This is a genomic window from Pseudomonas coleopterorum, from assembly GCF_900105555.1.
Taxonomy (GTDB): domain Bacteria; phylum Pseudomonadota; class Gammaproteobacteria; order Pseudomonadales; family Pseudomonadaceae; genus Aquipseudomonas; species Aquipseudomonas coleopterorum.
On the sequence record NZ_FNTZ01000001.1, the window covers coordinates 3,511,915 to 3,532,299 of the forward strand.

Consider the following 20,385-nt stretch of genomic DNA (forward strand, 5'->3'; position numbering starts at 1 on the left):
ATCGATTCGCAGTAGGTTTTGCCCCTGTCATCCATCACTCTCTCATTCAGGAATGCCATGAGCGCCAATCCCCGCATCGCCGACTACGCCATCCACGAGCAATTCATCAATCGCTGGTCGCCCCGTGCGTTCGAGCCGGTCGAGATCGAACAGGACACCCTGCTCAGCTTCTTCGAAGCCGCTCGCTGGGCCGCTTCGGCCTACAACTCGCAACCTTGGCGCTTTCTCTACGCACGCCGTGGCACGCCGAACTGGGAGCGTTACCTGGGCCTGCTCAATGAATTCAACCGCTCCTGGGCACAGCATTCGTCGGCGATCGTGATCATCGCCTCGAAGACCACCTTCACCGCACCCGGCGCGACCGAAGAATCGCCTGCGCTGTGGCACACCTTCGACACCGGTTCGGCCTGGGCTCACCTGGCGCTGCAAGCCAGCATCAGCGGCTGGCACACCCACGGCATGGCCGGCTTCGACCAGGACAAGACCCGTGAAGAGCTGAAAGTCCCCGCCGAATACGCGCTGCACGCCGCCGTGGCCATCGGCAAGCTGGGCGACAAGGCCACCCTGGCCGAATACCTGCAAGGCCGCGAGCTGCCGAGCCCGCGTCTGCCTCTGAGCCAACTGGTGGCTGAAGGCGACTTCACGCTATGATCCGAAGGGTCGGCGCGCCATCCGCCGCCGACCCTGCTTCCCTCCATCCCCGCAACTCAATAGCCGCGAGCGAAATCCACTTCGCCGCGCAGCGGCTTGCCGTCCTGCCACGCCTGCAGGTTCTCGACGAACAGCTCGACCATGGCCGCCGGCGAGGTCGGCGCTGCGCTGTGGCCGGTGAGCAGCAAGCCCCACGCGGTCCAGAAGGGATGCTTGACCGGCAACGGCTCCTGCCGACAGACGTCGATGACCGCACCGGCCAGGTGCCCTTCCTTGAGTGCTTCCACCAGATCCGCGTCCACCACCGCCACGCCGCGTCCGGCGTTGATGAACAGCGCTTCGGGCTTGAAACGCTTGAACATCGCCGCATCGAACAGATCGTGGGTCTGCGGGGTGTCGGGCAGCAGGTTGATGACATAGTCGGCCTGCTCTACCAGGCGACCAAGCTCAGCGAGCGGTGCCACTTCAGTGAAAGGCGCCAGCACTCTGGCACTGCTCGCCACCCCATTCAGTGCGACACCGAAGGGTTGCAGGAACTTCGCCACCGCCTGGCCAATCTCGCCCACGCCGACAATCAACACGCTACGCCCAGCCAGGCTGCTGCCAGGACGCGGATCCCACTTGCGCTCGACCTGACTCACCAGCCGTGCCAGCACTTCGCGCTCGTGGCCCAGCATGTAGGTCAGCATGTACTCGGCCATGACCTGACCGAAAATGCCCACGGCCCGAGTGAGGCGATAGCTTTGAGGCAAACTGTCATTTAGCAGCGGTTTTATGCCCGCCCAGGTCGACTGCGCCCATTGCGGCGTCGCGCCGGTGCGCAATAGGTTGACGAACAGGTCCGGCTGGCCGAGCCACACCGGGCAATCTGCCACCAACCGCGCCAGCTCGGCCGGATCGCCGCTGGTCTGTACATTCAAATGAGGAGCAGCTGCGCCGAGCAACCTGGCGTATACGGCGTAATCGTGTTCGGCGATCAGAACGCGGGTCATTGCGGAACCTTGGTCAAGACAGCTGGCCGACCCTGTTTCAGCAGGGCGGCAGCAGATTGGGATGATCAGATGGGGTCGTTGCGGCGCAGCAGCTCTTCGGGAAGATGCTCGATGTACTCGTCTTCGGCGGGCGGCATCTGCAGGTGGTAACCCTGGGTATCCAGGTGTTCCAGCACCAGATTGATGTCTTCACGCGCCAGGGCGCGCTCGGGGCTCAATACCAGGTCGAAGGCGTGCACCGGCTTGCCGAATACCCCCAGCAGGCCTTCGGGCACGCGCTCCAGCGCGTCGCTCTTGAGCACATAGAGGTACATTTCGTTCTTGCGCGGGCTGCGATAGATCGAGCAGATGCGTTTCATGACGGTTCTCCAGCGTTGGCCAGGCTGTCGAGCAGGGCCTGCCCCATGCGCTCGCGTCGCCATCCACGCAGCGAATCGGGCAATTGATAAGGGCCATCGGGGTAGCCGGTCTTGAGCAGGGCCTCAAGGGTTTTCTTGCGCAGCATCAGCTCGGGTGCCATGTTCAGGCGCTCTGCTTCGCGTTGGCCGATGGCGCGCAACTGCTTGAGCACGGCCGAGCTTTCGATGGGCAAAGGCTCGGGCAGCGCCGCCGGCCAGTGCTCGGGCGGAACGCTGGCACCGGTCTTGATCAACTCCAGAATCTGCTCGCCATCCTGGCGGACGGTACGCGGATGCATGTCTTCGATCTTGGCCAGGGTCTGCAGGTTGTCCGGTTGCAGTTTGGCCAGGGGCCACAGCGACTGCTCACGCACGATGCGGTTGCGTGGCAGGTTGCGCGCACGGGCCTCGCGCTCGCGCCAGGCGCATAACTCGCGCAGCACCGCCAACTGTGCCCGCGACAACTTCCACGCCAGCTTGGCGTCACGGTACAGCTCGTCGGGGTTCACTTCGCGGCGCAGCTGGGCAACCAGTTCGGCGCCGTCTTCAAGGACCCAGGCGTACTTGTCCTCGGACAACTGCGGACGCAGCTTCTCGAACACTTCGGCCAGGTGCACGGCATCTTCGGCGGCATAGCTGACCTGGGTATCGGACAACGGCCGCTGCAGCCAATCCGAACGGGTTTCGCCCTTGGGCAGCTCGATGCCCAACACTTCCTGAACCAGGCGCGAGTAACCCATGGAGAAACCAAGGTTGAGGTAGGCCGCCGCCAATTGGGTGTCGAACAGCGGAGCTGGCAGGCTGCCGGTCAGGCGCAACAAAACTTCCAGGTCTTCGCTGCAGGCGTGCAGCACCTTGATCACCGCAGGGTTTTCCAGCAGTTGAGTCAGCGGTTGCCATTGCGTGATCGACAAGGGGTCGATCAGAAAAGCGCTGGCGCCGTCGCCGATCTGCAGCAGTCCGGCGATCGGGTAGAAGGTGTCGACCCGCATGAATTCGGTGTCGAGGGCGACGTACGGCAGGCGCTGCCAGTGGGCGCAATGCTCAGCCAGGCTGGCATCGTCGCGAATCCAGTGAATATCGATGGCCACAAGCCTCTCCCACGAATAATGGCGCGCAGTATATATCGGCCCTGCTTCCACGGGGACATCCATCCGTGCCTGCGGTCGCCAATCCTGAGAGTACCCGTTGCGGGCACATGCATTGAACGATCCGCCCCTCGTTGTGGGTCGAACCTAGGCATGGGGTCGTTTTCGATGGCCCGCCATTCTGTCCACACTGACCAGAGGTGTCGAGATGCCGGTAAAACACAACTTGTTCGCTGACCTGAAACTGAGCAAGGAAGAGGTCGAAAGCCGCGCCAAGAGCGATGATCGACTCAGCCAGCTACTCACCGAATACCACGTCAGCGACGCCGACGTGGTCAAGGCCGAAGACCGCGCCGCGCCGGACGACGAGGTCAAGAAGCTCAAGGAAAAACGCCTGCTGATCAAGGACAAGATCGTCCAGCAGTTGGGCTAGTGCGAGCGTGGGAGGCGGCGCAGGTGCGCCGCTTCCACAGTCCTCACAGTGCCGAGGATTCGCGCTTCAGGTCCGCATGGCGAAACGGCTTGGTCGCCCCGGACAAGGATGTGGCCACCTGATCGAGCCAATGCTCGGCGGTAAATTTTGGCGCACCGGCCGCAAGTACGATCAGCATCAACCCAGGCACCAGCGCAGCCGGCCCGAGACGCCGCAGGTTCCAACGTTCCAACACCAGAAGAAACGCGAACGCGGCACTCCCGCCGATCACCGCACCCATGATGGCCTCCGCCATCGGGTGGATCACATTGCCCACCAGCGTTGCCGCGAACCAGACTCCAAAGCCAAGACCCGCCAGCGCCGCCGGCCATCGCAGACGCGGATGGATCTGCCGCGCCAGCATGTTCGCCAGCACCGGCATCATCAAACAGGCATTCATCGCATGGCCACTGAACACGGCAATGTTCAACGACGGCAGGCCGATGCCCCAGCCTTTGAACAGAATCTTGCTGGCGCCGACCAGGGCGTAGGCGCACAACACCGTCAGCAACCACACGGCACATGCGGCGCGGGCGCCGCTGAACCACAACCAGCCGGCAATCACCAGCGCAATGGGGAACATCACGGTGATAGCACCGTACTCCAACAACATGCATCACTCCTTCACAATCGAACCAACTGCGCCGGTCGTGTAGATCCGGCGCGACATCAAGGCGTCTTGTTGAGCGTTATACGCGAGATATCGTGGACCGCGATGTACTTCTTGGCATTCTTCGACACACGCACGCATCCAAACACCAGTACGTAGGCACCGGCCAGGTCCTCAAGCTCATGTATCGGAAAGCGCTGGGTGAAATCATCGGCCAGCGAACTGTCGACCACCACGCTCAAGTCCTGCCGCCCGCCGGTGTTGAGCCACAGGCTCGGCGGCTGATCGCCCGACTGCGCCGCATCGGAGATCAAGCCCCAATAACCGCGCATGCGCTCCAGCTCATCACACTCGGCATGGGCGAACGGCACGAAGAAATCGCGGACCTTGAACAGCCCGCTTTCCACCGAGATCAACTGCTCCGAACGACGAAAGTCCTCGCTCAGGATCAGGTTCTTCAGCAACGTGCTCAAGCGCCGATGACGGGTCTGGGTTCTTTGTGCGGCATGCCCGCCACCCTGCCGGCCTGCGCCATAGGTGGCCTCTGCGCCCTCCTCCACGGCGTGATGATGCAACGGTGCGCCAAAGGCAAAGTCCACCTCGATGCGTTCGCCCCGGTTGACCACATCGTCCTGCTCCAGCGTGTCACCGCGGTACGACGCACTCTGCGGCCCGCCCATGTCGCAGAACTCGGCGTGGGGCCGGGCACCGAAGCAGGAGGCCTGACCACTGCGCGCCGCCTTGCGATAAAACCCAGGGCCCATGCAACGCGGACACAACAGATTGCGCCGCATGACACCAATGCACTTGGGGCTCAGCGCCTCGAATCCGGCGATGTCGTAAACGGTATTGTTGATGGTGCACAAGGCGACGTCCATGCAGCTCTCCGGCTCGGGTCTCAGGTAGGGATGCGGGAGGTTGGCAGTGGACGGAGTGGGATGATAGGCGAAGGGGGGATTTTCAGATTTTTCTTACAGGGTTTCTGCTGCGCAGCTTTTTTGGCGAAAGCACGGGTTAGCGAGCCGGAACGCAACGGCTCACTTTGCACAGAGGTACGGGTGGCTGAAACACGGGTCGGAAGTTTGCCGGGTCGTTTTTCAGGCCTTGGCAATCTCTGGCGTCAGCAGCCATTCGGCACTGTCATTCCAGACGTCCATGCGGACTATCTTGCCATCCCGCACCTCGAATCGATCCAGGTAACGGTTGCCCGAGAAACTGCGGCCATCAGCCCATTCACCATAAAGCGTTCCGTTTGAATACACCACGGTGTGATCACCACGGTCCATCCAGTCGAAATTACCCAGGGCTTTCTTGACCCACGCGTAGCGTGAACCGTTGAACGCAGTGATTGCCTGGGGATCGGGCATCACCCGTCCGCCGGTGAAGGTGATCTGCACATCCTCACTCATGAACGTCGCGGCGCGGACCGGATCCGGAGCCATCGAGGCCTCGAGGAAACTGCTAACAATCTGTACGTCTTTGTTTATATCGATCATCGTCATAACTCCTGAATCAAGGTAAGTCCGCTGATGGCGGATGCATCCGCTTGGTGCAAAACGCTTTATTTTGGCGCGCAGACTGCGGTATTCACGGACATATCGGCCATTTTTGTGGATCCAGCGACTGGCATCCTACTTGCTAGCAATAAATATGCAAATGCTAGCAATCAGGAGAGTAAACCATGGCCACCTGGCTTCCAAACCTGCAACGTCTGCTGTTCCCCGTGGCTGCGGCAGCCACGCTAAACCTGGCGATGATCCAAGGCGCGCAAGCGGCCGAACCGCCGATCAAAGTCGGTTTGTTAGCCGCCCTTTCGGGCCAATCGGCCAAGTCCGGGGAAGCCCTGACCCGCGGCCTGACCATGGCCATCAATGAGGTCAATGCCAGCGGCGGCGTGCTTGGCCGTCAGTTGGAGCTGGTGCGTCGAGATGATGAAAGCAACCCGTCCAAGGGGATGCTCGCCGCGCGCGAGCTGGTCCAGCGCGAGAAGGTCACCGTGCTGTTCGGCGGACTGGACACGCCAGTTTCCCTGGCTATCGTGCCGCTGGCCAATCAACTCAAAGTACCGTTCATGGGCATCTGGGCCGCGGGTACGAAAATCACCGAGAACGGTGCGGCAGAAAACTACGTGTTCCGGGTCTCTGCCGTCGATGAGCTGGTGGACGAGGCCCTGGTGCAATACGGGGTCGACAACGGCATGAAAAAGCCGGGCATGATCCTCATCAATAATCCCTGGGGCGAATCCAACGAGGCAGGTTTCAAACGCGCCCTGGAAAAACGCAGCCTGGCCAATGCCGGTGTCGAGCGCATTCAGGACAGCGATTTGGACGTGGTTCCGCAATTGACTCGCCTGAAAAACGCCGGTGCGGACACTCTGCTGATGGTGGGCAATGTGGGTCCTTCGGCACAGGTGGTCAAATCCCTGGACCGCATGGGCTGGGACGTGCCTGTGGTTTCTCACTGGGGGCCGGCGGGTGGTCGTTTCGGCGAACTGGCGGGGCCGAACGCGTCCAAGGTCCATTTCATTCAGACCTACGTGTTCACGGAACACAACGGCGCCAAGGGCGATGCACTGCTGGCCGCATTGAAGACGGCCTACCCGCAGATCAAGACCGTGGCCGACGTCACCCCGGCAGTCGGCATCGCCAATGCGTACGACGCGCTGCATCTCGCCGCTCAAGCCATCGAAAAGGCCGGCACCACGCAGGGCCCTGCCGTGCGCGACGGTTTCTACGCAGTCACGGACTATGACGGCTTGATCAAGCACTACAAGCAGCCGTTCAGCCCATCCAAGCATGATGCCCTGGGCCCTGACGACTATATCTTCACCCACTTCGTCAACGACCAGATCGTACCGCTCAAGCCTCAGGAGTAAGCGATGTTCACCGCCGCCGTTATCACCGGGCTCGGCCTGGGCAGCATGTACGCTTTGTTGGCATTGGGTTTTCACCTCACCTACGTCGTATCGCGCACCGTCAACTTTGCCCAGGGCAGCGCCATGATGGTCGGTGCGGTGCTCGGCTACCTGTTTTGCATCAACTGGGGCTGGCCATTGTGGCTGGGCGTGCCACTGACACTGATCCTCTGTGCGTTGTATGGCTTGGTGATCGAGCGCTACCTGGTACGGCCCTTCCACAGCCGTGGTTCGCAGGCCTGGCTGATGGCAACGGTGGCGGGCGGAATTCTGGTGGACAACCTTGCGCTGTTTACCTTCGGCAAGGAACCTCGGCAGTTCGAGAGCCGCTTGGTGAACCTGAATGTCGAGCTGTTCGGCAGCCACATCAGTGCACTGCAGCTGCTGATTCCACTGGCAGGCGCGGCCGTCGCCCTGGCGCTGTACCTGGTACGGCGTTACACCCGACTGGGCAAGGTACTGGAAGCCTGCGTGCAAAATCCGCGCGCCGCGATGCTGATGGGCATCAACGTCAATCGTGTGGTCGCCATCGCCTTTGCGCTGTCGACCGTCTTCGCGGCGGTGGCGGGCCTGTTGATTGCGCCACTGTTCAGCGTCAACGCGGAAATGGGCCTGTTGTTCGGCCTGAAAGCCTTTGCGGTGGCGATTCTCGGTGGCATCGGCAGCGCGGGCGGTGTGTTCGCCGCCGGATTGCTGTTCGGCCTGGCCGAGGCGTTGATCACCCTGTACTTCGGCTCGGCATTCACCCAGATATTCACGTTTGCGCTGGTCATTCTGGCGCTGGCGATTCGGCCTAACGGCCTGTTCGGCAGCCGGGTATTGGTGAAAGTATGAACAACCCCAAAACCCTGGTCGCTCCAGCGTTCATCGCCTTGCTCGCTGTGGTCTGCGGCGTCATGGCGTTCACGCTCGACAGCTACTCGTTACTGGTTTTTACCCTCTGCGCCCTGGCGGCGGTGGTCGGCGTCGGCCTCAATATCCTGATTGGCCTGAGCGGACAGATTTCATTCGGGCATATCGCGTTCTATGCGATAGGCGCCTATGTATCGGCACTCCTGAGCATGGCCGGATGGACGCTGTGGCTGGCCCTGCCAATGGCCGGTGCGGTAGCGGGTCTGATTGGCGCGCTGCTGGCGATCCCCGCGCTACGGGTCAGCGGCCCTTACCTGGCGATGATCACCATCGCCTTTGCGTTCGTGGTGCATCACGGCTTGATCGAATGGCGGGACGTGACCGGTGGCTCCAACGGCTTGATGGGTATCCCGCTACCGGAATTCGCCGGCCTGGATCCGGCGATCCTGCTCGCCCTGCTGGCCGCCGCGCTGATGATCGGCGCGCTGCTGTTCTATCGACGCCTGAGCCAGAGCGGCTGGGGCAAGGCCATGCGTGCGGTGAAAACCTCGGAAATCGCGGCACGCTCGCTGGGCTTCAATCCGGTGATCAGCAAGACCCTGGCGTTCGCATTGTCCGCCGCCCTGACCGGGCTGGCAGGCGGTTTGCTCGCGCCACTACTGATGTTCATCAACCCGGAATCCTTTCCCTTCTCCCAATCCATCCTGTTCGTTCTGGCCGTGATCGTGGGCGGCAGTGGCATGCTGTTCGGGCCGCTGATCGGCGCAGTGTTGATCGTGCTGGTCCCGGAACTGCTCTCGGATTTTGCCGAATACCGGCTGCTGATCTTCTCCCTGCTCCTGCTCATCGTATTGTGGATCGCGCCCAACGGACTGCTGGGTGCCCTTGCCCGACGCCTGATCAAACCGGTGCGCTTGCTGCCGCCGACGTCCATCGATCAAGCACGCATGGCCGCGCATCTACGCAGCCGTGGCCCGTCCTCAGGGTTGCGGGTTTCCGATATCGGCATTCGCTTCGGTGGTGTACAGGCCGCGCAACACGTCAGCCTGCAGGCACCCGCTGGCAGTATCACCAGCATCATCGGGCCCAACGGTGCGGGCAAAACCACCGTTCTGAATATGATCAGTGGATTTTACGCACCGGACAGCGGCCAGATCGAGTTGCAGCAACCGCTGGCCGGCCTACCCGCCTGGAAAACCGCCAGGGCCGGCATCGCCCGTACTTACCAGACCACCTTGCTGTTCGGCGAAATGTCCGTACTCGACAATCTGTTGGTGGCGATGCAGAAGGGACGCCTGGGTCTGCCATTCAGCCGCGCCCTGGACACACAACGCAGCCTGGCGCTGGATCTGCTGGCATTGGTGGGCTACCGCGGCGAGGTGAATATTCCCGCCGAAGATTTGCCTCACGTAGACCGTCGCCTGGTGGAAATAGCCCGGGCGCTGGCGACCGCACCGGCCGTATTGCTGCTGGATGAACCTGCGGCGGGCCTCAGTCGTCGCGACACCGACGACTTGGCGACACTGCTGCGCAAGCTGGCGGACTTCGGCCTCACGGTCATTCTGGTCGAGCACGACATGACGCTGGTCATGTCGGTGTCCGAGCATTTACTGGTGCTTGATGCTGGCAAGCCGATCGCCTCGGGGCCGCCGTCTGAAATCCGCCAGAATCCGCAAGTGATCGCGGCCTATCTGGGCGGCACCGACTATCAGGCCACCGCGCGTGCCCAACCCTGGGCCGGTAGCCGCGACACGCGTCTGTACGTCAAGGATCTGGTCATTGACTACGGCGCGTCCGCCGTGGTCAACAAAGTCAATCTGCTGGTCAATCCTGGCGAGCTGGTGGCCATTCTCGGCGCGAACGGCGCTGGCAAATCGAGCATTCTGCAATGCCTGGCCGGCCTGCATCGCGCCAGCAGCGGCAGCATCCTGCTCGACAACGAAAATATCGAACAGACCAGCGCCAGCCTGATTGCTGCGCAGGGCCTGGCACTGGTGCCCGAAGGCCGTCAGGTCTTCCCTTACCTGAGCGTGCGCGACAATTTGCTACTGGGCGGTTACTCACGCCGCGAAGCCTTCGATGCCGACGCTGAAATCGAGGCCATCCTCAAGCGCTTCCCTCGCCTGCGCGATCGCATCGACAACCCGGCCGGCCTGCTGTCCGGTGGTGAACAGCAAATGGTTGCCGTGGGTCGCGGTCTGATGGCGAAGCCGAAAATCCTGTTGCTCGACGAACCCTCCCTGGGCCTGTCGCCCGCCATGATCGGCGAGCTTTACGACGCGCTGGCTGCCCTGCGTGACGAGGGCGTGACCATTCTGCTGGTGGACCAGATGGCCAACCTGGCGCTGCAAGTGGCAGATCGTGCGTATGTGCTGGAAATCGGAACCATCGTGAAAACCGGCAGCGCCGCTCAATTGCGTGAAGACAAAGACCTGGCTGCGGCCTACCTGGGCGAAGGTGTCAGTGCATGAAGGCGATGAAGATCATCAATGTGCGGCTTGGCGCCGATAACCACTTGAGCGAGCTACAGGTGGAGAACGGCTATTTCGTCGAAGCCTTGAGCGCCGACGCAGGCCCATGGGAAACCCTCGATCTGCGTGGGCAGCTCGTCATGCCCGGCCTGATCGAAACCCACATTCACCTGGACAAAGCCTGCATCATGCAGCGATGCCATCTTCAGGAAGGCACGTTGGCGGAAGCGGTGGCCCAAACCCGAGCGGCCAAAGCCGGGTTTACCGAAGACGATGTGTATCGGCGCGGTGCGCAGGTGCTGGACAAGGCCATCGTGCAAGGCACCACGCACATGCGCACTCATGTGGAGCTGGATCCACAGATCGGCTTGATCGGTTTCCATGCCATTCGCCGTTTGCAGGCCGACTATGCATGGGCGATCACCCTGGAACTGTGTGTGTTTCCGCAGGAAGGAATGCTCAACAACCCAGGGACCGAGGCACTGTTGTGCCAGGCGCTGGAAAGCGGTGCAACGGTCCTGGGTGGGTGCCCGTATATGGACAGCGACCCGCTGGGGCAGATCCAGCGGCTATTCGAACTGGCCACACGCTACGACTGCGACCTGGACCTGCATCTGGATTTCGATTTGAACCCCGAAGGCCTGACCGTCATGGAAGTCGCGCGCTGCACTCGGCTGCATGGGTGGGGCGGACGTGTGACCATCGGCCACGTGACCAAGCTGTCCGCCTTGCCCCAGGAATCACTGACGGTGCTCGCACTGGAGCTGGCCGAAGCGGGCGTTCAGGTGACCTGCCTGCCCAGCACCGACCTGTTCCTGATGGGTCGCGACGTGTTCCACAACAAACCTCGGGGGCTGGCACCGCTGGCGCATCTACACGCCTGCGGCGTGACGTGTTCGGTGTCCACCAACAATGTCGGCAACCCCTTTACGCCCTATGGCGATGCTTCGCTGGTGCGTCAGGCCAACCTCTTCGCCAACGTCAGCCAGATGGGCACAGTGCCGCAGTTGCTGCAGTGCCTGGCCTGGGTATCCAGCGAATCGGCACGCCTGCTCAGGCTGAAGGATTACGGCCTGCTACCGGGCTGCCGCGCCGACTTCATCGTCTTCGACGCGCCTTCGCCAGCAGCGGTGATCGCCGAGATAAGCGCTCCGGTAATGGGCTTCAAGGGTGGCAGGCAAACATTCAGTCGACCGGTCGGGACGTTGCTGAGGCCATGATTGAACGGGCAGGCCTGCTCGTCAGCCACTCAGCGCCTGCTTGAGGTTGAACTCCTCCAAGGCGCGCTCTTCCAGCGCCAACTGCCCTTCCAGTTCGTCCAGGTGCTCCAGCATGACCCGTACGGCCCCCGCGTTATCGCCCTGTTCCAGCGCGGTGATGATCTGCTGATGTTCGTCCGGCGCGCATGACGGCACATCGTTGCGCTGGTACAGCGCCACGATCAATGAGCTGCGCACCATCAGATTGCCAAGGATATCGCTGAGCACGACGTTTCCACTGATCTCGCCGAGCATGAGGTGAAATTCACTCAGCTCGCGAACGATGGCGCGTCGATCGGTATCGCTGGTGGCTTTGCGCTCGTTGTTCATATGGCTGGCAATGCGCTGGCGGTGCTTGCGCATCACGGCCGGGGTAATGGCCTCGACGATCGCCCGTTCGATGGCGCGACGGGCGCTGAAGATATCCCGCGCCTCCTTGGCTGTGGGCTGGGCCACCATGGCGCCCCGATTGGCTTCGATGGTCACTACTTTCTGCATCGCCAGCCGCTGCAGGGCGACCTGCACGTGATTGCGGTTGGCCTGCAGGGTTTCGACGATGTGGGCTTCGACCAACCGAGTGCCGGGCGGCAGGCGATGGTGGGCAATAGCCTTGAACAGCGCATCGACGATACGCTGCACCTCAAGCTGTTTGGCAGTGACGGTACTCAACCCCATCGTTTCCTCTGTTGTCTAGAAAGCCTCATGCCTATACACGAGATGGCTAGTATCCGGCAAATACCCGTTCAACCTTCAGTCTGCCTGACCAAGTGCGGTACCCTCGCCTCGCGGATCATGCATGGCACTGCGCCGCCCGTGGGCATCGATGGCGATGATACCGGCATGGCCCGTCATCGGGCTCTGCGCCGGTATGATTTCCACCCCATGACCCAGCGCCGCCAGGCCTTCGATGCTCGCGGCGCTCATGTCGCCTTCGAGTTTGAGGTTGTCGGTGCTGTCGAAAAAACTGCGGCCCAGCAAAAAGCGGGGGAAGCCCAAGGCCTGATCGATAGGCTGCTGATAGTCGATGAGCTGCGTCGCCAGGACCATCTGCGTCTGCGGTTGACCATCGCCTCCCTGAGTGCCGAAGAACCAGCGGCGACCATCGTCGGCCAGGTAACAGGATGGGTTGAGCGTATGGGCGGGACGCTTGCCGGGGGCCCAGCCGTTAACGTGTTCGGGATTGGCGTTGAAACCCGCAGCACGGTTCTGCCACAGCACTCCGGTGTCGCCCAGAATACAGCCCGAGCCGAAGTCGTGAAACAGGCTCTGGATGAGGCAGGCCGTCCGGCCCTGGGCATCGGTCGCAGCCATCCAGACCGTATCGGCCGGGCGTCCCGGCTCGTTCCACGGCGCTGCACGCTGATCGTCGATGGCATCGGCATACCTCTGAACGTGACGCTCATCGAGACTGGCGGCGAAATCCCAAGCGGTGCTCAGCGGATCGCACAACTGCGCGTTGCGGCGCAGCAGACCTTGCTTGATGGCTTCGACCAGGTAGTGGTAGTAAAGCGCGCTGCCATTGCCGACCTGCGCGAGTGGCTTATGCTGCAGCGCGGCCATGGCCTGCAAGGTATAAAGACCCTGGCACGGCGGTGCGACGTTATAGAGTCGGCCCTGCCGGTAAGGGACCGAAACTGGGTCCATCAGCGGTGCGCGCGTGGCCGCCAGGTCGGCCTGGGTCAGGCCACAACCGAGCCGATCGAACGCCGCCCCGAACGCGTGAGCCAACTCGCCCTGATAGAAGTCCTCGACCCCGTACCTGGCCAGATGCCGCAGCGTGTTGGCAAGCGCCGGCTGACGCAGCGTATCGCCTGCGCGCAACCAGCGCCCATCGGTCTTGCAGACACCGTGCAAATCCGGCAACTGCTCGATGAGTGGCTGCCGCAATGTCTGCCAAAACAGCTGGGACTGTGAAACAGGCGTGCCCGCCTCTGCCACGCTTGCGGCGTCCTGCAACAGGTCGGCCCAACCAAAATGCGAGCCCCACTCCTGCCGGCTGATAGTCGCCGCCGTCTGCCAACTCGCCAGCGCACCCGCCGTGGTGGCGACGGACGATGGACCTCTCAAACCGATGACTCCGCCGTCGGGCAACCGCTGCCCGGCCTGCCCGATCCCCACGATGGTGCGGACCTGGGTGTCGTGGATCATCCAGAGGGCATCCCCACCCAGGCCGGTCATGTGCGGGAACACCACGGCCAGCATGGCACTGGCTGCCAGCATGGCATCAATGGCCGTGCCACCCGCATCGAGGATCTGCATCCCTGCGGCACTGGCTTGGGCGTGAGGCGTGCAGATCACAGCATGAGAAGAGGTAGCGATCATGATTCGAGGCCCTGACTTTGCTAGCTATCTATGAATTTATTGTTAGCAGAGCAATAAGTGTGCCGCGCTTTTTCCTAGTGGCCGGTGAGGCTCGGGTTGGGCAAACGGCAGTGGGCTGAATCAATGGCGGCGAAGAGGATCTTCAGGCTTTCAGACAGTGTTTCCTATCAGCAGGGGCACGATCTGCGCCCCCGCTACGGTCATTGCGCGGCGTTGAACTGCGGGGTGGCCTCGATAGGCGCCTTGACCAACAGATACGGCGGCTGCCGGGTGTCGAACCCCTTGCCCATACGGCTCCACTGCCCCAACGTCACGTACACCGAATCGGCGGTCACGAATACGCCGTCCGGCCACACCAGCCGCGGGTCGCGCACGACCACGTCGAGGCGGCCATCCGGCCAGCGACGCAGCACTTGGTGATGCTCTGCATCGGTCATGTACAGACGGCCCTGAGCGTCCATGTCCATCCCGTCGACCATCACCTTCTCCCCTTCATCCTTGATCTGGGCAGCCAGTTGTCGATCATCGAGGCCGAAGTCGGAAAGTGCTGCGGTCGGCAGACTCCACAGGTGTCGACTGGTGAGCGGCGAATAGAACAGACGCGAACTATCGGGCGTCAGCGCCAGACCATCGACGCCACCGTGAGGGAATGCGGTGTTCTTGCCGTCGTAGCGCATGGGCACACCGTCGAGCTGGGTGACGAAATCCTTCTGCGCCACGATGGAAGGATGACCGGCAAGCACACGACGCTGCTTCCCCGTGGCCAGATCCACCACCACCAAAGCCGGGTCGTCGCCGAAAGATGAGTCGGCGACATAAGCGGTGCCTTGACTGCCGTGGGTCAGATCGATGCGCAGGTCATTCATGTGGCTGTCCTGACGCAGGGCATCCTTGAGCTCGATGGACGTCACGATGCTGTTGCTGCTCAAGTCGATACCCACCACCTTCGCCGCCCCCGCCGGAATGCCCTGCTTGCCGGCACGCTTGCCATCGTCGATCAACCAGAGGCGCCCACGCCTGTCCAAGGTCATGCCATGCAGGGAAACGAGACGCTTGGCGTCGGACAGCCCAGACGGCAGGCTCACATCGGCGGAGGGATAGGGAACCAGCTTGCCGTCGACCAACTCGCCCAGCGTCATGCCAGCGTGATCATCGGCATGACGCGGAAAACCGACAAAAGTGCGCCCTTCCGGAGTAACCACGATGCCTGACGGCCCTGGGCCGCTGAACGCCGCCACCTCCTGGATCGAACCAATGGGAACCAGGCTGCGATCAATGGTTTCGGCCTGGGCTGCAGTCGCTGTCAAAGCCAACATCGCGGCCGCCAGGGCGGTGATCGAGGCTCGCTTCAATGGGTTTTTGGTCATCCTTTCCGGGCTCCTGCGGGATGAGGTGGGCTGGTCTGCACTAGGCTCTGAAACCGGTTTCAGAAACGTGCGAAAAAAAACCTGTACGGGCGTCGAAGGGAACATACGGCGCGACAGGTTCATGGGTATTGAAGGGAGTTGGGTAGGGAAGTTCCACTGGATGAAGGGTGACGTGTGGCTGGGAATGGACTGAACGATGGTTGACGGCCGGTGCGTCACGATCGAAGTCGGGGAGTCAGAGACGATCAAATCGACGCAGCCGCCAAACCGAGGCTTGATGGTTAATTCCACCGCGTGAAATGGCGTCCAAAACAAAAAGCCCCCGAGAACGTCAACGTTTCCGGGGGCTTAGCGTGTAGCAATAATGGCGGAGAGATAGGGATTCGAACCCTAGGTACCGGTGAAGGTACAACGGATTTCGAATCCGTCCCATTCGGCCACTCTGGCATCTCTCCAACGGCGCGAATCATACCAGCGTCTGCGCCAAACGCGAAACCCCTGATGCAAAATAATTTGCGAATTCAGGCGCTTGCGCGTCTACAGTGGTGTTACAGCGGCACGCCCAGGCGGTTGGCCACTTCTTCGTAGGCTTCGATGACGTCGCCCAGACCCTGGCGGAAGCGGTCCTTGTCCATTTTCTTGCGGGTGTCCTTGTCCCACAGGCGGCAGCCGTCGGGGCTGAATTCGTCGCCCAGGACGATGGAGCCGTCGCTGAACACGCCGAATTCGAGCTTGAAGTCGACCAGCAGCAGGCCGGCGTCGTCGAAGAGCTTGGTCAGCACGTCGTTGACCTTGAGCGACAGCTCTTTCATCTTCGCCAGTTGCTCGGCGGTGCCCCAGCCGAAGGCCACGACGTGGGATTCGTTGATGAACGGGTCACCCTTGGCGTCGTCCTTGAGGAACAGCTCGAAGGTGTACGGGTTGAGCTTCATGCCCTCTTCGACGCCCAGGCGCTTGACCAGGCTGCCGGCGGCGTAGTTGCGCACCACGCATTCGACCGGAATCATGTCGAGCTTCTTGACCAGCACTTCGTTGTCGGCCAGCAGCTTGTCGAATTGGGTCGGGATGCCCGCCGCTTCCAGCTTCTGCATGATGAAGGCGTTGAACTTGTTGTTCACCATGCCCTTGCGGTCGAGCTGTTCGATGCGCTTGCCGTCGAACGCCGAGGTGTCGTTGCGAAACAGCAGGATCAAGCGGTCGGCGTCGTCGGTCTTGTACACCGACTTGGCTTTGCCGCGGTAGAGTTCTTCACGTTTTTCCATGATGGGCTCCGCTTGCTAAAAGTATGGGCTAGGCGCCCCTTTGGGACGCTAGGCGATGTGGCGCCAATCGAGCCCTGAATCTTGATCGGCCACTTGCAGCCAGTCCGCGTCGCACCCCAGGGTGTCGACGAAGCATTGCCGAGCCAGCTGCGGCAGATTGTTCTTGCTGCTCAGGTGGGCCAGTACTAGGTGTTGCAGATTCTTCCAGCCCAACTGTTCCACCAGGCCGGCAGCCTGGTGATTGTTCAGATGGCCCCAGTCACCGCCGACGCGCTGCTTGAGGAAATAGGGGTAGTGCCCACGGGCGAGCATGTCGCGGCAATGGTTGCTTTCGATCATCAAGGCGTCCAGGCCCTGATAGTGGTCGCGAACCCTTGCGCAATGGGAGCCCAGGTCGGTCAGCAGACCGAAGCGGCGCTTGCCGTCGGTGAATACGTACTGGGTAGGTTCCAGAGCGTCGTGGGCCACGGAGACCACTTCGATGCGCAACGCCCCGACGTCCAGGACGTCGCCACAGCGCACATGGCTGCGCACCGGCACCGGCTTGCGCAGACCGCGCTCGGTGCCCTGGCTCATGTAGACGGGCACGCCATGACGCCGCGCCAGCAGCTCCACGCCATGCACGTGGTCGGCATGTTCGTGGGTCACCAGCACGGCGCTCAATTGCGCGGCGCTCAGGCCCAGACGGGCCAGCCGACGTTCGGTTTCCCGCAGGGAGAAACCGCAGTCGACCAGCACGTGCGTGTCTTCGCTGCTGACCAGTGTGCCATTCCCTTGGCTACCGCTTCCGAGAACGGCAAAACGCATCGCTTAGCCCAGGTTGTCTTGAATCACACCCAACACGCGGCGGGCAACGTCTGCCGGGGCCACGGTGTTGATGTTCTTCTCTACAGTGACCTGAACGGTGTCGCCCACCTTGCTCAGGCGCACCTGGTAACGCTCGGCGCGGGCTTCGATTTCTTCCTTGCTCGGCGCATTGCCGAACACGCGGCTGAAGAAGCCGGGCTTGTCGTCGGCGCGTTGGGCGGACTCGGCGAGGTTGATGTAGTACAGGCCCAGGCTGCGGTTGATGTCTTCGATGCGCCACTGGCCCTGTTCAAGGGCACGGCCCACGCTGGACCAGGCACGGTCCAGGTCGGCGCCGACGTTGAGCACCGGGTTGCCGCTGCCGTCTTCGCTCATGGCTACACGGCTGGGCGCGTCGAAATCACGCGCGGCAACCAGAGACACCGAGCCGCCGCGTTCCGAGTCGCGGGTCATGCTGGCGAGCATCTGGTCGACCAGAATCGAATCCAGGCCAGTGTTCACCGAACGTGCGGGGAAATCGGGCTCGCTGGTGCTGCCACCCGGACGCTCGACGCTGACCACGTAGATTTCGCTGCTGTTGCGTTGCACGCCTGGCTCGATGCGCACGCGCACGCGGGTTTCGCTTTCACCGGAGGTGGTCGCGCCGCTCAGGCGCTGCGCCATGGAGGCGGAGAGCTCGTCGAAGCGCTGCCAGGTGGTGGTAAATTCGCCGGTCTGCGGGCGGTCTTCGGCGATGCGGAAACCGTTGTCCTCGAAGAACTGGTGCGCGATCGGCCAGACTTCGGCAGGCGCGCGCTGGGCCAGGATCCAGCGGTTTTCACCGCTGCGCTGCAGCGAGAAGTCGCTGGCCTGGGCCGCCACCTGCAAAGGCAGTGGACGCGGCACTTCGAATTCGGATGCCTTGGCGTTGTCGTCGGCGACGTTGCGCGGGATCGGCAGCAGCGGATCCAGACGCTTGTCGGTTTGCACGCCGGGCGGCAGTTGCATCGGGGCGGTTTGGGTCGCCTCGAGGTAATCATTGCCACGATCGCGGAAATAACCGTTTTCGCCCCAGAGCCACCCGCAACCGCTGGTGCTCGAAATGACCAAGGCAAGGGCAGAAAGGCCAGCCAATCGCTTCATGCGTCTTACTTCCTCAATTAAACCAGGACGCCGGACTGGCGCAGGGCCTGCCGCAGCGGTTCATGACAGGTGGCGCTCAACCAGGTGAGCGGCAGGCGAATGCCTTCGGGCATCAAGCCCATTTCGTGCAACGCCCATTTGACCGGAATCGGGTTGGCTTCCAGGAACAGGTTCTTGTGCAGCGGCATCAGCTTGTCGTTGATGGCGCGGGCCAGTTCCGCCTCGCCGTTCAACGCCGCGTTGCACAGGTCGGCCATGGCGCGCGGGGCGACGTTGGCAGTGACCGAAATATTGCCCTTGCCGCCCAGCAGGATCAGCTCGACGGCCGTGGGATCGTCACCGGACAGCACGAGGAAATCGCTGTCGACACGACTGATGATGTCCTTGGCGCGCTCGAGGTTGCCGGTGGCTTCCTTGATGCCGATGATGTTCGGCACCTTGGACAGCCGCACGACGGTGTCGGCCAGCATGTCGCAGGCGGTGCGGCCGGGAACGTTGTAGAGGATCTGCGGGATGTCGACGGTTTCGGCGACGTGCTTGAAGTGCTGGTACAAGCCTTCCTGGGTCGGCTTGTTGTAGTACGGGGTCACCAGCAGGCAGGCGTCGGCGCCGGCGCCCTTGGCATTGCGGGTCAGCTCGACGGCCTCGCGGGTGGAATTGGCACCGGTGCCGGCGATGACCGGGATACGCCCGTTCACCTGCTTGACCACGTGCTCGATGACCTTGATGTGCTCTTCGTAATCAAGGGTCGCCGACTCGCCGGTGGTGCCGACGGCGACGATGGCATGGGTGCCCTCCTGCAGATGGAAGTCCACCAGCTTGCTCAGGCTGTCCCAGTCCAGACGCCCTTGGGCGTCCATGGGTGTGACCAGTGCCACCATACTGCCCGCAATCATGCAACCGCTCCTGCCGGAAAAAGAGAGCGGTAATGGTACTGGCGCCAACCACCTTGCACAAGCGAAGTACCACGCCGCGAGCATTCCCCTTCGCGCCGCTTTTCTATACCCTTTCAGACTTTGATCGGCAGGGGTTGCCTTTCTTGCCTGGTCATCGCCTGCCGTAACGGCGCTTCGAACCCCGTCCCTGAGCCTTGTCACCTGGTGTCACCCCGTATCTGCGGGCGTTGCCGGGCAGTCAGTGCAGGTTCGCACGAGGTACGGCGCAGGCCTTGAACCAGTCATCCGGCCCCTTCAAGCTGCCGACCGCTCATCGCTTTAGGAATGCTGCATGTCCACCCCCACAGTTCGCGAACAATTCCTCGTCATCAGCGCCCTGGGCCGCAACCCCATGGAACTGACCAATGTACTGTGCCGCGCGGCCCACGACGCCCGCTGCTCGGTGTCCACCTCGCGCCTGACCCGCCATGGCGAATACAGCGCCCTGGTTCTGCAGGTATCGGGCAACTGGGATGCCCTGGCGCGCCTGGAAACCGGCCTGAGCTCGCTGGCCAAGAAGCACGACTTCACTGTCAGCCTGGTGCGCAGCGCCACTCTGGACAGCCGCCCGCAGGCGCTGCCTTACGTGGCCTATGTCAGTTCGGCGTATCGTTCCGACATCATCAACGAGCTGTGCCAGTTCTTCATCGACCACAACGTCGAGCTCGAGAACCTGACCTGCGACACCTACCAGGCGCCGCAGACCGGTGGCACCATGCTCAATGCCACGTTCACCGTGACGCTGCCTGCCGGTGTGCAGATCAGCTGGTTGCGCGACCAGTTCCTGGACTTCGCCGATGCGCTGAACCTGGATGCGCTGATCGAACCCTGGCGTCCACAGAACCCCATGTAAGGATTGACCG

The 20,385-nt window shown here is 62.2% G+C and carries 20 protein-coding genes and 1 tRNA gene; 7 read left to right on the forward strand and 14 right to left on the reverse strand.

Annotation, left to right across the window (positions count from 1 at the left end; genetic code table 11):
• Positions 1-57: 57 nt before the first annotated feature.
• Positions 58-651 carry a nitroreductase family protein gene (locus BLV18_RS15700; RefSeq protein WP_043185056.1) on the forward strand — a complete coding sequence of 198 codons (594 nt, stop codon included), beginning with the start codon at positions 58-60 and terminating at the stop codon, positions 649-651.
• Between the two features lie 56 nt (positions 652-707).
• On the opposite strand, the gene BLV18_RS15705 is transcribed toward BLV18_RS15700, so the two are convergent.
• The 3 genes from BLV18_RS15705 to rnd form a co-directional block, all read right to left on the reverse strand.
• Positions 708-1,643 carry a D-2-hydroxyacid dehydrogenase gene (locus tag BLV18_RS15705; RefSeq protein ID WP_090359809.1) on the reverse strand — a complete coding sequence of 312 codons (936 nt, stop codon included), beginning with the start codon at positions 1,641-1,643 and terminating at the stop codon, positions 708-710.
• 65 nt (positions 1,644-1,708) lie between these two features.
• Complete coding sequence (locus tag BLV18_RS15710) at positions 1,709-2,002, reverse strand: YcgL domain-containing protein (RefSeq protein ID WP_049862315.1); 294 nt, start codon at positions 2,000-2,002, stop codon at positions 1,709-1,711.
• Complete coding sequence (gene rnd, locus BLV18_RS15715; RefSeq protein WP_090359812.1) at positions 1,999-3,132, reverse strand: ribonuclease D; 1,134 nt, start codon at positions 3,130-3,132, stop codon at positions 1,999-2,001. Before rnd ends, BLV18_RS15710 begins: the two co-directional genes overlap by 4 nt.
• A 205-nt stretch (positions 3,133-3,337) precedes the next feature.
• Between rnd and BLV18_RS15720 the strand changes: the two genes are divergently transcribed.
• Positions 3,338-3,562, forward strand: a complete 225-nt coding sequence (locus BLV18_RS15720; protein WP_090359814.1) for a DUF465 domain-containing protein — start codon at positions 3,338-3,340, stop codon at positions 3,560-3,562.
• Between the two features lie 43 nt (positions 3,563-3,605).
• Here BLV18_RS15720 and BLV18_RS15725 read toward each other — a convergent pair whose 3' ends face one another.
• The 3 genes from BLV18_RS15725 to BLV18_RS15735 all read right to left on the reverse strand — a co-directional run bounded on the left by BLV18_RS15725 (position 3,606) and on the right by BLV18_RS15735 (position 5,707).
• Positions 3,606-4,214, reverse strand: coding sequence for a hypothetical protein (locus BLV18_RS15725; protein ID WP_244156872.1), 609 nt, complete (start codon positions 4,212-4,214; stop codon positions 3,606-3,608).
• Between the two features lie 56 nt (positions 4,215-4,270).
• Positions 4,271-5,089, reverse strand: coding sequence for a hypothetical protein (locus tag BLV18_RS15730; protein WP_090359817.1), 819 nt, complete (start codon positions 5,087-5,089; stop codon positions 4,271-4,273).
• Positions 5,090-5,308: 219 nt separating this feature from the next.
• Positions 5,309-5,707 carry a nuclear transport factor 2 family protein gene (locus BLV18_RS15735; RefSeq protein WP_090359819.1) on the reverse strand — a complete coding sequence of 133 codons (399 nt, stop codon included), beginning with the start codon at positions 5,705-5,707 and terminating at the stop codon, positions 5,309-5,311.
• A gap of 185 nt (positions 5,708-5,892) precedes the next feature.
• On the opposite strand from BLV18_RS15735, the gene BLV18_RS15740 reads away from it, so the two are divergent.
• The 4 genes from BLV18_RS15740 to BLV18_RS15755 are packed head-to-tail and all read left to right on the forward strand — an operon-like array spanning position 5,893 to position 11,668.
• Positions 5,893-7,086: an ABC transporter substrate-binding protein gene (locus tag BLV18_RS15740; protein WP_090359822.1), complete on the forward strand. Its 1,194-nt coding sequence runs from the start codon at positions 5,893-5,895 to the stop codon at positions 7,084-7,086.
• 3 nt (positions 7,087-7,089) lie between these two features.
• Positions 7,090-7,959 carry a branched-chain amino acid ABC transporter permease gene (locus tag BLV18_RS15745; protein ID WP_090359826.1) on the forward strand — a complete coding sequence of 290 codons (870 nt, stop codon included), beginning with the start codon at positions 7,090-7,092 and terminating at the stop codon, positions 7,957-7,959.
• Positions 7,956-10,448, forward strand: a complete 2,493-nt coding sequence (locus BLV18_RS15750) for a branched-chain amino acid ABC transporter ATP-binding protein/permease (protein WP_090359829.1) — start codon at positions 7,956-7,958, stop codon at positions 10,446-10,448. The genes BLV18_RS15745 and BLV18_RS15750 overlap by 4 nt, the downstream gene beginning before the upstream one ends.
• Positions 10,445-11,668, forward strand: a complete 1,224-nt coding sequence (locus BLV18_RS15755) for an amidohydrolase family protein (RefSeq protein ID WP_090359832.1) — start codon at positions 10,445-10,447, stop codon at positions 11,666-11,668. Before BLV18_RS15750 ends, BLV18_RS15755 begins: the two co-directional genes overlap by 4 nt.
• A gap of 21 nt (positions 11,669-11,689) precedes the next feature.
• Here the strand turns inward: BLV18_RS15755 and BLV18_RS15760 are convergent, their stop codons facing one another.
• The 8 genes from BLV18_RS15760 to dapA all read right to left on the reverse strand — a co-directional run bounded on the left by BLV18_RS15760 (position 11,690) and on the right by dapA (position 19,483).
• A complete protein-coding gene (locus BLV18_RS15760; RefSeq protein WP_090359835.1) occupies positions 11,690-12,382 on the reverse strand; it encodes a GntR family transcriptional regulator in 693 nt (230 codons plus the stop codon).
• Positions 12,383-12,457: 75 nt separating this feature from the next.
• The gene (locus BLV18_RS15765; protein ID WP_090359838.1) at positions 12,458-14,029 is read right to left on the reverse strand and encodes a gamma-glutamyltransferase family protein; all 1,572 of its coding nucleotides are present in this window, start codon (positions 14,027-14,029) and stop codon (positions 12,458-12,460) included.
• Positions 14,030-14,229: 200 nt separating this feature from the next.
• Complete coding sequence (locus tag BLV18_RS15770; RefSeq protein ID WP_090359840.1) at positions 14,230-15,396, reverse strand: SMP-30/gluconolactonase/LRE family protein; 1,167 nt, start codon at positions 15,394-15,396, stop codon at positions 14,230-14,232.
• Positions 15,397-15,761: 365 nt separating this feature from the next.
• Positions 15,762-15,851 (reverse strand) — tRNA-Ser (locus BLV18_RS15775).
• A 93-nt stretch (positions 15,852-15,944) separates the two neighbouring features.
• Complete coding sequence (gene purC / locus BLV18_RS15780) at positions 15,945-16,658, reverse strand: phosphoribosylaminoimidazolesuccinocarboxamide synthase (protein WP_056843894.1); 714 nt, start codon at positions 16,656-16,658, stop codon at positions 15,945-15,947.
• Positions 16,659-16,706: 48 nt separating this feature from the next.
• Positions 16,707-17,465 carry an MBL fold metallo-hydrolase gene (locus BLV18_RS15785; protein WP_049862327.1) on the reverse strand — a complete coding sequence of 253 codons (759 nt, stop codon included), beginning with the start codon at positions 17,463-17,465 and terminating at the stop codon, positions 16,707-16,709.
• A gap of 3 nt (positions 17,466-17,468) precedes the next feature.
• A complete protein-coding gene (gene bamC / locus BLV18_RS15790; RefSeq protein ID WP_056843896.1) occupies positions 17,469-18,587 on the reverse strand; it encodes an NlpB/DapX family lipoprotein in 1,119 nt (372 codons plus the stop codon).
• A 17-nt stretch (positions 18,588-18,604) separates the two neighbouring features.
• Complete coding sequence (gene dapA, locus BLV18_RS15795; RefSeq protein WP_090359844.1) at positions 18,605-19,483, reverse strand: 4-hydroxy-tetrahydrodipicolinate synthase; 879 nt, start codon at positions 19,481-19,483, stop codon at positions 18,605-18,607.
• Between the two features lie 331 nt (positions 19,484-19,814).
• Here dapA and BLV18_RS15800 point away from each other — a divergent pair, with 331 nt between their 5' ends.
• Entirely contained in the window at positions 19,815-20,375 is a 561-nt protein-coding gene (locus BLV18_RS15800) for a glycine cleavage system transcriptional repressor (protein ID WP_043184988.1), read from the forward strand.
• Positions 20,376-20,385 lie beyond the last annotated feature (10 nt).

Bases quoted from the DNA above. Each gene is read 5' to 3' on its own strand.
- BLV18_RS15785 (WP_049862327.1), bottom strand. From the start codon at position 17,465: ATGCGTTTTGCCGTTCTCGGAAGCGGTAGCCAAGGGAATGGCACACTG.
- BLV18_RS15730 (WP_090359817.1), bottom strand. From the start codon at position 5,089: ATGGACGTCGCCTTGTGCACCATCAACAATACCGTTTACGACATCGCC.
- BLV18_RS15765 (WP_090359838.1), bottom strand. From the start codon at position 14,029: ATGATCGCTACCTCTTCTCATGCTGTGATCTGCACGCCTCACGCCCAA.
- purC (WP_056843894.1), bottom strand. From the start codon at position 16,658: ATGGAAAAACGTGAAGAACTCTACCGCGGCAAAGCCAAGTCGGTGTAC.
- BLV18_RS15750 (WP_090359829.1), top strand. From the start codon at position 7,956: ATGAACAACCCCAAAACCCTGGTCGCTCCAGCGTTCATCGCCTTGCTC.
- BLV18_RS15745 (WP_090359826.1), top strand. From the start codon at position 7,090: ATGTTCACCGCCGCCGTTATCACCGGGCTCGGCCTGGGCAGCATGTAC.
- BLV18_RS15735 (WP_090359819.1), bottom strand. From the start codon at position 5,707: ATGATCGATATAAACAAAGACGTACAGATTGTTAGCAGTTTCCTCGAG.
- BLV18_RS15705 (WP_090359809.1), bottom strand. From the start codon at position 1,643: ATGACCCGCGTTCTGATCGCCGAACACGATTACGCCGTATACGCCAGG.
- dapA (WP_090359844.1), bottom strand. From the start codon at position 19,483: ATGATTGCGGGCAGTATGGTGGCACTGGTCACACCCATGGACGCCCAA.
- BLV18_RS15770 (WP_090359840.1), bottom strand. From the start codon at position 15,396: ATGACCAAAAACCCATTGAAGCGAGCCTCGATCACCGCCCTGGCGGCC.
- BLV18_RS15800 (WP_043184988.1), top strand. From the start codon at position 19,815: ATGTCCACCCCCACAGTTCGCGAACAATTCCTCGTCATCAGCGCCCTG.
- BLV18_RS15740 (WP_090359822.1), top strand. From the start codon at position 5,893: ATGGCCACCTGGCTTCCAAACCTGCAACGTCTGCTGTTCCCCGTGGCT.
- BLV18_RS15760 (WP_090359835.1), bottom strand. From the start codon at position 12,382: ATGGGGTTGAGTACCGTCACTGCCAAACAGCTTGAGGTGCAGCGTATC.
- bamC (WP_056843896.1), bottom strand. From the start codon at position 18,587: ATGAAGCGATTGGCTGGCCTTTCTGCCCTTGCCTTGGTCATTTCGAGC.
- BLV18_RS15725 (WP_244156872.1), bottom strand. From the start codon at position 4,214: ATGTTGTTGGAGTACGGTGCTATCACCGTGATGTTCCCCATTGCGCTG.
- BLV18_RS15720 (WP_090359814.1), top strand. From the start codon at position 3,338: ATGCCGGTAAAACACAACTTGTTCGCTGACCTGAAACTGAGCAAGGAA.
- BLV18_RS15710 (WP_049862315.1), bottom strand. From the start codon at position 2,002: ATGAAACGCATCTGCTCGATCTATCGCAGCCCGCGCAAGAACGAAATG.
- BLV18_RS15700 (WP_043185056.1), top strand. From the start codon at position 58: ATGAGCGCCAATCCCCGCATCGCCGACTACGCCATCCACGAGCAATTC.
- BLV18_RS15755 (WP_090359832.1), top strand. From the start codon at position 10,445: ATGAAGGCGATGAAGATCATCAATGTGCGGCTTGGCGCCGATAACCAC.